The 12,318-nt window shown below is 40.5% G+C and carries 14 protein-coding genes and 3 pseudogenes; 13 read left to right on the forward strand and 4 right to left on the reverse strand.

The genetic code is table 11. The features are described from left to right. The 4 genes from QZ076_RS20820 to cysK all read right to left on the reverse strand — a co-directional run. The coding region (locus tag QZ076_RS20820) for a biotin/lipoyl-binding protein (RefSeq protein WP_293717004.1) at nucleotides 1-532 on the reverse strand (532 nt) is incomplete at its 3' end. 21 nt (nucleotides 533-553) lie between these two features. Then, nucleotides 554-1,864: a TolC family protein gene (locus QZ076_RS20825; protein WP_293717006.1), complete on the reverse strand. Its 1,311-nt coding sequence runs from the start codon at nucleotides 1,862-1,864 to the stop codon at nucleotides 554-556. Continuing rightward, a complete protein-coding gene (locus QZ076_RS20830) occupies nucleotides 1,842-2,285 on the reverse strand; it encodes a MarR family transcriptional regulator (protein WP_293717008.1) in 444 nt (147 codons plus the stop codon). Before QZ076_RS20830 ends, QZ076_RS20825 begins: the two co-directional genes overlap by 23 nt. 233 nt (nucleotides 2,286-2,518) lie before the next feature. Further along, nucleotides 2,519-3,466, reverse strand: coding sequence for a cysteine synthase A (gene cysK, locus QZ076_RS20835; protein ID WP_293717010.1), 948 nt, complete (start codon nucleotides 3,464-3,466; stop codon nucleotides 2,519-2,521). Nucleotides 3,467-3,616: 150 nt separating this feature from the next. Here cysK and QZ076_RS20840 point away from each other — a divergent pair, with 150 nt between their 5' ends. From QZ076_RS20840 to QZ076_RS20900, 13 genes and pseudogenes are all read left to right on the forward strand, one after another. Beyond that, nucleotides 3,617-4,159: an RNA polymerase sigma-70 factor gene (locus tag QZ076_RS20840; protein ID WP_293717012.1), complete on the forward strand. Its 543-nt coding sequence runs from the start codon at nucleotides 3,617-3,619 to the stop codon at nucleotides 4,157-4,159. A gap of 99 nt (nucleotides 4,160-4,258) precedes the next feature. Next, a complete protein-coding gene (locus QZ076_RS20845; RefSeq protein ID WP_293717014.1) occupies nucleotides 4,259-5,233 on the forward strand; it encodes a FecR family protein in 975 nt (324 codons plus the stop codon). Nucleotides 5,234-5,462: 229 nt separating this feature from the next. Next, nucleotides 5,463-5,741: pseudogene (locus tag QZ076_RS20850) on the forward strand (STN domain-containing protein); the annotation flags it as partial. After that, a pseudogene (locus tag QZ076_RS20855) lies at nucleotides 5,730-6,854 on the forward strand (SusC/RagA family TonB-linked outer membrane protein); the annotation flags it as partial. The pseudogenes QZ076_RS20850 and QZ076_RS20855, both read left to right, overlap by 12 nt. A 209-nt stretch (nucleotides 6,855-7,063) precedes the next feature. Continuing rightward, a complete protein-coding gene (locus QZ076_RS20860; RefSeq protein ID WP_293717016.1) occupies nucleotides 7,064-7,675 on the forward strand; it encodes a TetR family transcriptional regulator in 612 nt (203 codons plus the stop codon). 51 nt (nucleotides 7,676-7,726) lie between these two features. Continuing rightward, nucleotides 7,727-8,401 (forward strand): flavodoxin family protein, encoded by a 675-nt coding sequence (locus tag QZ076_RS20865; RefSeq protein WP_293717018.1) that lies wholly within the window; start codon nucleotides 7,727-7,729, stop codon nucleotides 8,399-8,401. Between the two features lie 62 nt (nucleotides 8,402-8,463). After that, nucleotides 8,464-9,462 (forward strand): MBL fold metallo-hydrolase, encoded by a 999-nt coding sequence (locus QZ076_RS20870; RefSeq protein WP_293717020.1) that lies wholly within the window; start codon nucleotides 8,464-8,466, stop codon nucleotides 9,460-9,462. Then, on the forward strand, nucleotides 9,449-9,946 hold the full coding sequence (locus QZ076_RS20875) for a hypothetical protein (RefSeq protein WP_293717022.1): 498 nt from the start codon (nucleotides 9,449-9,451) through the stop codon (nucleotides 9,944-9,946). The genes QZ076_RS20870 and QZ076_RS20875 overlap by 14 nt, the downstream gene beginning before the upstream one ends. Before the next feature lie 32 nt (nucleotides 9,947-9,978). Beyond that, nucleotides 9,979-10,785 (forward strand): MBL fold metallo-hydrolase, encoded by an 807-nt coding sequence (locus QZ076_RS20880; RefSeq protein WP_293717024.1) that lies wholly within the window; start codon nucleotides 9,979-9,981, stop codon nucleotides 10,783-10,785. Nucleotides 10,786-10,797: 12 nt separating this feature from the next. Next, on the forward strand, nucleotides 10,798-11,037 hold the full coding sequence (locus QZ076_RS20885; RefSeq protein ID WP_293717026.1) for a hypothetical protein: 240 nt from the start codon (nucleotides 10,798-10,800) through the stop codon (nucleotides 11,035-11,037). Then, nucleotides 11,000-11,410, forward strand: coding sequence for an RteC domain-containing protein (locus QZ076_RS20890; protein ID WP_293717028.1), 411 nt, complete (start codon nucleotides 11,000-11,002; stop codon nucleotides 11,408-11,410). Before QZ076_RS20885 ends, QZ076_RS20890 begins: the two co-directional genes overlap by 38 nt. Before the next feature lie 129 nt (nucleotides 11,411-11,539). Continuing rightward, complete coding sequence (locus QZ076_RS20895) at nucleotides 11,540-11,890, forward strand: helix-turn-helix domain-containing protein (RefSeq protein ID WP_293717030.1); 351 nt, start codon at nucleotides 11,540-11,542, stop codon at nucleotides 11,888-11,890. Between the two features lie 254 nt (nucleotides 11,891-12,144). Beyond that, nucleotides 12,145-12,318 (forward strand): annotated as a pseudogene (locus tag QZ076_RS20900) (clindamycin resistance transfer factor BtgA); the annotation flags it as partial.

Consider the following 12,318-nt stretch of genomic DNA (forward strand, 5'->3'; position numbering starts at 1 on the left):
AACGTGCTTGCATGGCTTCAGAGTTAGCTTTTACCTGTTCATATTGCTGTTGCGATACCGATTCTTCAGCCAGCAGGTTGGCATATCGCTGATGATCCTGTTCCAGTTGCCACAAGCGGGCTTTCGTTTCGGCTATATTAGCATCCTGTACACTGACGTTGACTTGCGAGGTACGTATGCCGGAGCTTAATATATCGCGCGAAGCACGGGCGTCGAGCAGGGCGGCCTCTGCATCTTTCAGTTTGATGCGGTATTCCCGGTCGTCGAGTATCAATAGCGTATCGCCGGCTTTTACATGCTGGTGCTCGGTGAAGCATACTTTACTGATATAACCCGGAACACGGATATTGATCGGGGTGATATACTGGTCGACAACGGCATCATTGGTTATCTCATAATTTACATACTTCCAGAAATAATTGACTGTCCACGATATTCCGCTAAATGCCAGCAGAATACATACCGTGTTGAGAGTGATGTTCCTTATTTTCAACCGCCTGAGTTGTTTCCTTTTCTTATCTAGTGCAGACATATCGATCTGTTTTTATTCTGATTATAAATTACCGCATGAACGCATCAGCTGGTAATAGCTGTAAATAACCTCCGTCCTTGCATTTGTCAGTTGCAGGTCGGCTTCCAGCCGGATACTGCTTGCATCCAGGAGGTCGGTCAGGATAGAGAGTTGGTTCAGATACCGGTTCCGTACGATCCGGTAATTCTCTTCGGCCTGCCGGACGGAGAGGAGCAACGCCTGCACCCGGTCGAGTGCCTCATGATGTTTGATCCAGGCACTTTTCACGTTAACACGAATATCCTGCATGATCTGTTCCTCCCGGTTCTTCTGAATATTGACATATTGTTTTACTTCATGCATCTTATGTTTATTCTGATACAACGAAGAAAGGTTGTAAGACAGACTGAGCGCGACATTCCAGTTGTTGGAAAACATATCTTCCATCGTAGTACTCAAAGGGCGTGCCAGCGTATTGGCTGCGCGGATGGAGAGCGTAGGAAGATAATCGGCTCTGGCCAGTCGGATATCATTCTGTGCCAGTCGGGTATTATATCGGGCGATTTGCAACTCAGGGTAGTTCTCATAAGCTTGCCGTACATACTCTTCGTAACTTTGCAGCGAGATAGCCGTATAGAGCAGGGTTGTATCCGGTTGAAGGAGCAACGTTTCATCCAGTCCGAGTATGACATCCATTTGCTGGGAGACGATGGCGATATTGTTGTCTGCCTCCCGATAGGCCAGTTGATCGTTGGTCAGTTGCAGTTCGCTGCGCAACTCGTCATTACGGGTGACGATCCCTTCCTTCTTCAAGCGCCGAATATCATCCAACCGGCGTGTCGACTCTTCCACATTCCGGGCAAATACATCCTTTTGTTTATACAAGCTGAAAAGATCCATATACCGACTGAGCAGAAGTAGCTTTATCTCGGCTTCATTATTGGTCGAGTTTAAAGCTGCGATCTGTTTTTCCAACGAGGAACGTTCTATCGTATAATGTATTTTTCCTCCCCGGTAGATTGGTTGCGTAACTTCTACATTATAATTATGTGACCAATCCGGCATATCCGGATGTACGGGTTGCGAGAGTCCTTTCCGGAAGACGGTAGGCTGTCCGATATATCCCGTAGTTGCCCCGATATGTATATCCGGCAACCTGGATGTCTGTGCTGTCTTTTCCTTGTCGGCAGCGATCACCTCCTGCATGCGGGTGGCTTTCAGTTGCAGACTATTCTCTGTGCCCAGCCGGAACAGTTCGTCGAGGGTAAGAGAATAAGCCTGTTGGGAACGGGTCGCAACAGGCTTCAGAATAAACAGTAACAATAATAAACTATATCTTATCAAATATCTCATTCAGCTTCATCAATTGTTTCATACAAGATTCCATGTGACGGGGATTCATTCGTTCGCCCACCTGGTCATACATATCTTTCAACATCGATTTTATGCGTCTGGCCATTTCTTCTCCTTCGGGAGTAAGGAAGATCAGTTTATTCCTCCGGTCGTTGGAGTCTTCCTGCCGGATCACCCAGTTTTTCTTTTCCAGATTATTGATCAGGTTGGTCAGGCAGGCTTTGTCTTTAGCCGTCTTTTCAGCCAGTGTTTGTTGGCTGACTCCCTGCTCTTTCCACAGGCAGTGCATGACTTGCAGCATTTCGAAAGTCATATCGATATTATTCTGCTTGAGCAACCGTTGGATCGTTTGCCGGAAAGTCATTCGTGTTTTTAGAACCAAAAGGTTGAGTTCGTGGGCTAATTCACCATTTGCTGTCATACTTGTTCTCTTTGTTGGTGCAAAGGTATGTATATCTTTCGATATTAGTTTAATGTTTGACTATTTATTTTATATGAAGGCCGGAAAACAAAGACTATTTGATGACGTTTCCGGATCAGACCACAGATAGTCATCACTACTCGCGCAGGGAATAAAAAATAGCCGCGCAGGAAATTACAGCTACCTGCACGGCCAATTACGACTGCTATAAACAGATGATTTACTATTCTTTATTATAAGGGGTATTCCTCAAACGCATACAACATTGTCGACAAATACCGTTCCCCCGTATCGGGCAGCAGTGCGACGATTGTCTTGCCTGCATTCTCCGGCAGTTCGGCCAGCTTCAACGCGGCATATACTGCTGCACCGGAAGATATACCGACCAGCAGGCCTTCGGTCTGTGCCAACTCGCGGCTGGTGCGGATGGCATCGTCGTTTTCTACCTGTATGATTTCATCCACAAACTTGCCATTATAGGTTTTAGGGATGAAGCCGGCACCAATACCCTGTATCTTGTGTGGGCCGGGTTTGCCTCCCGAGAGGACAGGGGAGTCGCTGGGCTCTACGGCTACTATCTTTACGTTAGGGTTGTGGCTTTTCAAACCTTCGCCAACTCCGCTAATAGTACCGCCCGTACCTACACCGGCAACGAAGATATCGACTTTGCCATCCGTATCGCGCCAGATTTCCTGTGCCGTTGTCTTTACGTGCATGGCAGGGTTTGCCGGATTTTCGAATTGTTGCAGGATAACAGATCCCGGTGTTTCATCGCGCAGGGCTTCCGCTTTGGCGATAGCGCCTTTCATGCCGTCGGCTCCGGGGGTGAGGACGAGGTGTGCACCGAGCGCTTTCAGCAGGTTACGGCGTTCGAGGCTCATGGTTTCCGGCATGGTCAGTATAAGTTTATATCCTTTGGCGGCAGAAACGAAAGCCAGTCCGACGCCGGTATTACCGCTGGTGGGTTCAATAATGGTGGCTCCCGGTTTCAGGATACCTTTTTCCTCTGCATCCTCGATCATTGCCAGGGCAATGCGGTCTTTTACGCTGCCTGCCGGGTTGAAGTATTCCAGCTTTCCGATCAGTTTAGCTTTTAAACTTTTGCTTGCATTGAAATTCGAGAACTCCAACAGAGGAGTATTACCCACTAAGTCAGTCAGTTTTTTTGCTACGTTTGCCATAATCTTTCTAATTTTAGTTGTTCTTTATTTATACAACAAAGATAAGCATTGAATTGGTTGCCGGACATACCATAAAGAGGGTATATTTTATTTTTGTTTATTAACGATAAAAATAATTCTCTTATCTTTGTACTATTCTGAATGTAACAGATGGAAGAGAACGAACTTATTTTATTACTAAAACAGAGTAGCAAGGAGGCTTTCACGACTTTATATAAAAAGTACTGGAAGCAGGTCTACAATTTCAGCCGGCTTTACCTGACCAGTCAGGAGGTAGCCGAAGAAGTTGTACAGGAGGTTTTCATAAAGGTTTGGGAATCCCGCGACTTTGTACGTGAGGAGGACAATTTTAAGGGCCTGTTATTTATCATCACCCGCAACCTTATCTTTAACATGCATCGCAAAAACGTGAATGAAGACTTCTATAAGATAACCGTCCTTTCCGCCATGGAAAGTTCGTACGATATTGAAGAAGAGATAGAAGCGAAGAACCTGAGCGAATATATCGATATGCTGATAGCCGAACTGCCGCCACGTCGTCGAGAAATATTTAATCTGAGCCGGAAAGAGAACAAAGGTTACAAGGAAATAGCCATTCTGCTGAATATATCGGAAAAGACCGTTGAAAATCAAATTAGCGAGGCTCTTAAGTATCTTAGGAAAAATATCGTTTTACTGTCTCTGTTCGTATAGAACAATACCGTCCCCTTTTTATTTTCTGAAAAAAAAATTGCGACCGGATAGGGGGGACCCGTCTGTTCGCGTGTATTTATTATAAAGTGAGTAATAGAAATGGACCACAACGATACAAAATATATATTGAAAAAACTGATGCAGGACGCATTGGCCGAAGAGGAACGGGCTGCTCTGAGCGACCGGAAGGCAGTGAAGCAGCAAATGCTCGGCCAATGGGAAAATGCGCCTGACGCAGTCAGCTCCGACCGGGTAGATGGACGACAGATCTGGTACCAGATCTGTCAGAGGCTTTGGAATAAAGCCTCTGACAGAAGATATCTATATTATAAAATATATAGTATAGCGGCCTCTTTGCTGTTACTGCTGGCGGTAGGAAGTATGGCCTATCTGGTTGGCAGTAAGGAAGAAGTCCCGGTATATATTGTAACTTCCGGTATCCAGAATATGCAGTCGGTCTCTTTGCCTGACGGAACAGTTGTTCAACTGGGGCCAGGCAGCAAGCTGACATATCCGGCCGTCTTTACTGGAGAGACGCGTGAAATATATCTGAACGGACAAGCCTTTTTCGATGTCTATAAGAATCCCGCCAAATCATTTATTGTACACACTTCCAATATGCGTGTAGAAGCCCTCGGTACGGCCTTCGAAATTTTCGATTATGAAATAGAAAACAAGTCGGAAACCGTTCTGCTCAACGGCATGGTTAAAATAGGACTGAACCGTTCGGAAGGAGATACAGAAGAATTCGTCCTGTCTCCGAACGAAAAGATCGTGCATGATAAACGAACCGACTCGACCTGTATCTCCGGAGTCGATGCCGATAAATATACTGCCTGGCGGAAACAAAAAATACTCAGCTTCGAGAATGAGAAACTATCGATGATCATCCCGCGCCTCGAACAATGGTACGGACGTAAAGTGATGTGCCAGCAGGATCTGGCGGACAAATACCGTTTTACGTTTAAAGTAAGAGATGAATCATTGGAGCGTATATTATTTATAATGGGAGAATCTTCTCCGCTCGGTTATCAGAAGACCACTAATGGAAATTTTATAATAAAACTCAAGTAATTAATAACTTAAATTGATAGCCTATGGACATATGAAGGGGTTAACCTAAAAAAATTGGAAGATACCTGCAAGTACCTTCCAATCAGTGAGTTTTCGAAAAGAATGTAAGTCTTATAGAGTATAAAGGTTCGACTTGCATTCAGGTATTTATCAAAAACAATACAAAGTTATGAAAAAAAACAATGACAGGGATTGTTGTGTCCCGTTATTTAGAAAAACAATTCGCATTATGAAGATCACAACCTTATTTTCACTCGGTGTGGCCTGTTGTATTTCTGCCTCCACTTATGCGCAGAACTACAAGGTGTCGATTAACAAGAAGAACAGTAGTATTATTGAAATCTTAAAGGATATCGAGAAGAATAGCGAATTCTCGTTCTTCTTTAACGACAATAATGTAAACGTCAACAGGAAAACAAGTGTAAAAGCCAAAAATGCTTCTTTGGAAGAGGTACTGGAACAAGTATTCCATAACACCGGCTATAATTACCAGATAATAGACCGTCAGGTATTGGTAAAAGCAGGCAATCCGGCGGAAACGGTCAATGCCGGCGTAACACAGCAAAACAGGCTGGTTAGCGGTGTTGTTACCGATGCATCGGGAGAGCCGATTATCGGAGCGAATGTTATCATCAAGGGTACTACGACAGGTAGTATTACCGACATCGACGGTAAGTTTATGCTGGACGCTAAGAACGGCGATGTGATCCAGGTTTCTTTCATCGGTTATCTGACGCAGGAAATACCCTATACGGGGCAGGCTACGTTGGCTGTCAGTCTGGTGGAAGATACACAGAAGCTGGAAGAAGTTGTCGTTGTCGGTTACGGTGTACAGAAGAAAGTAAACATGTCGGGCGCAGTAGCTACGGTAGACAGCAAAGTACTGGAAAGTCGCCCTGTGCAGAACGTATCGTCCGCCCTTCAGGGAGTAATGCCCGGTGTGATGGTTACCTCCGGACAAGGACGTCCGGGACAAGACCAGGCTACGATCCGCGTGCGTGGTGTCGGTACGTTGAATACCGCCGACCCGTATATTTTGGTAGACGGTGTCGAAACCGGTACGATGAACTCGGTCGATCCGAACGATATCGAAAGTATCTCCGTATTGAAAGACGCCGCTTCTGCTGCTATCTACGGATCAAAAGCCTCCAACGGGGTTATCCTGATCACGACCAAACGAGGTAAGACCGGCAAACCACGCATCTCTTATAATGGATATGTGGGTGTTCAGAGGCCCACGGAAATGATCGACCGTATGAGTTCCTACGATTATGCCCGCCTTTACAACCAATCCCTGATCGACGAAGGGCTGAACGCCCGTTTCACGGATGAAGTAATCAATTTGTTCAAGAGCGGTACAGATCCTAATTATCCGGATACGGACTGGTACGATGAAGCCTACCGGACAGGTGTGCAGCATACTCACAACGTAAGTATCACAGGCGGTACGGAGACAGCCAAATACATGGGCTCTGTCGGTTACCTGCATCAGTCGGGTATCTTGCCTCACGCCGAAAGACAGCAGTTCAACGGTCGTACCAATATGGATATGAAGCTGAACTCCAGACTCTCGGTTCGCCTGAACCTGGCATACATTAAGAACTACTATAACATTCTGAATTATAGTTCTAAATATCAGTAGTTTGCAAAATAGAAAATCAAAATAGGGAACGGATAAGAAACGACCGAATTACTTTAGCTTGCTGTGTTTTACCACTACTTTAAATAACTCTTGTAGTGCAAAACTAAGGAATAAATTCGATTATCCTTGCATATTAGAAAATAATATTTTAGTTTTGCCAAAAATTAGTCGTTTGACTAAATATGATTATGGAAATATCAGTAGAAGAAAAGATTATAGATGCAGCTCGTGAAGTATTCTTTGAGAAAGGGTATAGCGGTGCTACAATGAGAGATATAGCTTCAAAAGCAGAAGTGAATCTTGCGTTGCTGCATTACTATTATAGAACTAAGGAAAAAATATTCGATATAGTTCTCAATCAAGCATTTGTAACTTTATTTAAACGATTGAATAAGGTTTTTACTTCTGACGTAGATATTTTCCGCAAGATTGAATTAATGGTTGAGAGTTATATTGGCGTTGGTATTAAACATCCCCAACTCCCTGGATTTGTTATCCACGAACTAGAGGTTAATAAGATGTTGGTTCACCCACTTATTTTAAAATATAAGGAAGAACAGAATGCTACTAAGAATTTATCTGTGTTCTATGCTGATGTACAGAATGCTATTGACAACAAGATTATCAAGCCCATAGATATTGATTCTTTGTTTGTTGACATTCTATCATTGTCTTTATTCCCATTTATGGCAAAGAACTTTTTATCAGGAATAGTATTGGACAATAAGAAGTACAACCATTTCATAAGAGAAAGGAGTAAATATGTTAGCAGCTTTATTGTAGATAGCATAAAAGTGTAATTTTTTTTACCACCAATTTAGTCAAATGATTAAATCAAATGTATAACAAATATGAGAATAACAATTATCAATGGAAGCCCACGAAAGAGCGGAGCAACTGCAAAAATCTTAAAAGAAATAAAAAAACGACTAGAAACAAGAGACAATGTATCTATCGCATACTATGATATATCATCGAAACCAATTAAGACCTGTATTGGATGTATGCAATGCTATAACACAGGGGTATGCCACATGAATGATTATGCAGAAGAATTAAATACCGTAATTAGAGATTCCGAAGGATTGATTATTGGGTCACCTACTTACGTTAGCAATATTCCCGGCATACTCAAAAACTATATAGACAGAGGACATTTTGTTGTAGAACAAGCTCTTAAAAATAAATACACTCTTTCCGTAGTAACTTATGAAATTGCAGGAGGTGGTACGGCTCTAAAAACACTCAACAACTTATTTAGATACTCAAGCGGTATTATAACTGGTTCTATTTTGTGCAAATTGAAATTTAACACCAATCCACTTTCTGACCAAATGATAAAACGGATTCATCAAAAAACAGACACTTTCTACAATGCTATAAGAGAGAGGAAGTCAAAACCGATTTTAGATATTATTGTGAACTACATCGCAATACATATGCTGATAAAACCTTTTGTCTTGAAAAATAGAAATAAATATACTTATGTGATTGATAGATGGAAAAGCATAAGAGTTATAAAATGAGGTTAGGTATATTTAGCTCATTTATAATATCGGCAATAGTAATTTGTTCAATGGATACGACAATGAAGATAGAAAATGTTAATAATCCGCTTCTGAAAACTATAAAAAAACAATGGAGTGGAAATATTACCATCAATGGGCGTTTCTACAACGATTCAAACGTTGTTAAGTCACCTGTATGGAGTGTATTAAAATGGAAGCTATGTTCTAATCCTCAAAAATTGGAAAAGAAAAATGATATGTTTAAGTTAGAAGTAATTCCGATTAAGGATTTTAATAGCCAAGAAGATAAAATTATTTGGTTGGGACACTCCTCTTTCTTTATTTCGATTAATGGTATAAGACTAATCACAGACCCTTGTTTCTTTGATTTGCCAACAACAAAACGGAAAGTAGATTTGCCCTGTAATATTAATTCACTTAAAAACATAAACTTTCTTCTTCTGTCTCACGATCATCGTGACCATCTTGATAAAAAAACGATTGAGAAAATAGCTACTAACAATCCTTTGTTAAAAGTTCTTGCCCCTTTGGGAGTAAAGCCTATATTAAAAAATATGGATATACAGGAAGCTGGTTGGTATCAAGAATTTCAAATAAAAGATATTCGGATTATTTTTCTTCCAGCCATGCATTGGGGACGTAGAGGATTGAATGATTATAATAAAACACTGTGGGGCAGCTTCTTAATTGTAGCAGAGGGTAAAAAGATATTTTTTGCCGGTGATAGTGCATACAATAAGGCGATGTTTGAAGATATACACGCATTATTTGGGAACATAGATATTTGTCTGTTACCTATTGGCGCATATTCTCCACAATGGTTGATGGCACGAGAACATATGAATCCAGAGGAAGCATTTACAGCCTTTCATCATTTAGGTGGAAAACTCTTTATACCAATGCACTACGGAACTTATGATTTGACGGATGAACCCATGAGTGAACCAATTGCAAGATTGAAAACCATTGCTTTGAGTTATAATCAAATCGAGCAAATTATGGAATTGCCAGTCGGTAAAGAGTATCATTTTAATCCAACATACGATGAATCAAAGTAGTATAACATATAGTGGTAATAGTTTTCTTATATGGGGGTACTCAACTGTTTTCGTCTCCCTTCTGGTATTTGTCTGCTTGAAATTAACTGGGAATGAGATTTATTACTGCTTCTATGTCGGAGTTCCTATTTTAGCAAACCTAATCATTAGATTAACCCAAAAGGATTATAGTAGGAGCGATACGGAAATTCTTGTCAATAAAGTTTGGGCACTATTTGGAGGATTAACATTGCTTCTATATGTGGGGAGGTACTATTGCATATTTCCTCTATTTGCCATTGTTTCCTCTTTAATGGGAATTGAAACCATTGTTACAGCAATAATCATTAAATGCAAAATCGTAGCACTATTTGGAATTGTAGGTATCTTAGGTGCGATACCGCTTTTATTAGTATCAGGACATGAGCAGAATTTAATCATAGCAATAGTATTCATTTTTATTTCTGTAATCCCTGGATATGTAATTAATTACAAAACAACATAATGTAACTTTAACAATAACCACAAATTGAGTATATGAAGTTAGTAGTATTAGTAGATAACAACACCTATATAGATGAATATTATTTGGGTGAACCAGCCTTAAGTTATTATATAGAAGATAATAGCAAGTACATATTATTCGATACTGGCTATTCTGATTTGTGCATCAAGAATACAAAGGCTTTGGGTATAGATTTATCTTTGATTTCAACAGTTGTTCTTTCTCATGGTCATAACGACCATACAGGTGGAATGATGCATTTAATAAAACAGAGTATCCTCAATAAGTATAAAGTTGTGGCTCATCCTGATGTTTTTAAAAATAGAAAATGTAATGGAAATTGTATCGGAAATCCTGTGTTAGAAAAGGATATGAGAGAAAATGCAGAACTAATTTTATCAAAAAAAACTATTAAAATCAGCGATAGCATCTATTTTCTTGGAGAAATACCCGTGTCACAGGAATTTGAACATAGAGATGCAATTGGATATTTAGATAATAATGAAATGAAGAAAGATTATGTTATGGATGATTCTGCCATTGTCTATCATGGAGAAAATGGTCTATTTATCATCACGGGATGCTCTCATAGTGGTATATGCAATATTATCGAATATGCAAAAGAAGTGTGTAATGAACGAAAGATTATTGGAGTTATTGGCGGTTTCCATCTGTTTGAAGTATCCGAACGGTTAGAAAAAACAATAAACTATTTTCAATCTAATAATATAAGAGAAATCTATCCTGGTCACTGTGTTTCTCTTAAAGCTAAAACAGAAATGTACAAATCAATCCCTATTTATGAGGTAGGTGTTGGTTTGCAAATAGACATAAAATAGTGTTGCAAAAAAATGGAAAACTTATTAGAACAGAGATTTTTTCGACTATTGTCGGAATGCTCACAGAAAGAGTTTGTTGTAAATGATTTTACAACGGCACTGCAAGAACTTGCCAATCATTTGGCAAATGTTGCCATAGATGAACAAGACTACGCTGTATTGTTACGCTATTTCTCTTTTGGACTTAATAGGCTCAAATCGCATCGAGTGCAATTTGAGCAGGGGGAAAAATGTCTTGTTGCTGCTTATTGATGAAGCAATAGCACTTGTAAATACAGAAATTCGCATACTCAATATGCGAATCAAATATCCGGTTCAGTTCCAAAATCGGAAGAATAGCTTTCCACCATCACCGCTATACCTAACAGATGAAACCTATCTCATTGAAATCATGGAACTAGTAAGCGGACTATTCCTATCGGACAGAGTTGTAACCCACAACGGAATAAAATCACCACTTACAGAAATAGGACGAGCTTTTGAATATCTCTTTAATATTAAACTGGGTGACATTCACAAGAAGCATGAGAATGTAATCTGCCGGAAAGTTAACAAACGTACCGAGTTTTTGGATATACTTCGTAAAGCCATTACAGAAGAAAGTCAAAAGAAAGGCTATCTATAAATCAGCCACTTAGCAACAAATGTTAGGGGTGTAGTATATCTACTCCCCTAACTTATTTACACCCATTTGCCGAACTTTGCTTCATCAATCGATTGAAAACAATAATGTTGAACTAAAAAATGAAGCAAAATGTATATAGACAATGAAAACTTCGACAAGTGGATGGAACGACTGTCGAAAAAACTCTCCGAAATCGGGCAAGACCTGAAATCGCTAATCAATACCGATAATGTATTGAATGAAAATGATAAGATACTCGACAATCAGGATTTAGCATTTCTGCTGAAAGTATCTTTCCGAACCTTGCAACGGTATCGGGCAAGTGGCAAACTTCCTTACTTTATGATAAGCCATAAGACCTACTATCGAGCATCGGATATTCGGGCATTTGTTCAAGAAAATGCCGATTGTACAACCTATGAACGGTTCAAAAAGGAAAATCAGCTTGATAAGCAAACCGAAGCAAAACAAGGTGGCTAATATTACCGCCTGACGAAGTGCCACCACTCCCCATTTAGCAGAAACTGCCTCGCTCTGTGGCTCGGCTCATTTCGCTAAATGAAGCAAGAGGGAACTGGACAAGTCCTGTTCTTCCCTCTTGCCCTGCGGGGCAAAGCCTTCGGCTTTAAGAGGTTACATTCGTAACCGTTTATAACAGTGATTATAAGCCGAAAATGTATTTCGCTTATAATCAAATGAATAAACATCGTTTTCTTTATAAAAAAGTTATAATCATGGATAAGACCAGTAATATATCCACACTCACCACTATCGGGATAGACCGACAGACGGGTAAGTTGATAGATAAACTCTGCAAACGCTATTCACTGAAAAAAGGGGAAATAGTCCGATTGGCATTTGTCTATATTGATAAAGCGTGTATCAACCCATCGGAAGCACCGGAATCC

It is taken from the genome of uncultured Parabacteroides sp., assembly GCF_905196875.1.
GTDB lineage: Bacteria > Bacteroidota > Bacteroidia > Bacteroidales > Tannerellaceae > Parabacteroides.

Bases quoted from the DNA above. Each gene is read 5' to 3' on its own strand.
- QZ076_RS20825 (WP_293717006.1), bottom strand. From the start codon at position 1,864: ATGAGATATTTGATAAGATATAGTTTATTATTGTTACTGTTTATTCTG.
- QZ076_RS20830 (WP_293717008.1), bottom strand. From the start codon at position 2,285: ATGACAGCAAATGGTGAATTAGCCCACGAACTCAACCTTTTGGTTCTA.
- cysK (WP_293717010.1), bottom strand. From the start codon at position 3,466: ATGGCAAACGTAGCAAAAAAACTGACTGACTTAGTGGGTAATACTCCT.
- QZ076_RS20840 (WP_293717012.1), top strand. From the start codon at position 3,617: ATGGAAGAGAACGAACTTATTTTATTACTAAAACAGAGTAGCAAGGAG.
- QZ076_RS20845 (WP_293717014.1), top strand. From the start codon at position 4,259: ATGGACCACAACGATACAAAATATATATTGAAAAAACTGATGCAGGAC.
- QZ076_RS20860 (WP_293717016.1), top strand. From the start codon at position 7,064: ATGGAAATATCAGTAGAAGAAAAGATTATAGATGCAGCTCGTGAAGTA.
- QZ076_RS20865 (WP_293717018.1), top strand. From the start codon at position 7,727: ATGAGAATAACAATTATCAATGGAAGCCCACGAAAGAGCGGAGCAACT.
- QZ076_RS20870 (WP_293717020.1), top strand. From the start codon at position 8,464: ATGAAGATAGAAAATGTTAATAATCCGCTTCTGAAAACTATAAAAAAA.
- QZ076_RS20875 (WP_293717022.1), top strand. From the start codon at position 9,449: ATGAATCAAAGTAGTATAACATATAGTGGTAATAGTTTTCTTATATGG.
- QZ076_RS20880 (WP_293717024.1), top strand. From the start codon at position 9,979: ATGAAGTTAGTAGTATTAGTAGATAACAACACCTATATAGATGAATAT.
- QZ076_RS20885 (WP_293717026.1), top strand. From the start codon at position 10,798: ATGGAAAACTTATTAGAACAGAGATTTTTTCGACTATTGTCGGAATGC.
- QZ076_RS20895 (WP_293717030.1), top strand. From the start codon at position 11,540: ATGTATATAGACAATGAAAACTTCGACAAGTGGATGGAACGACTGTCG.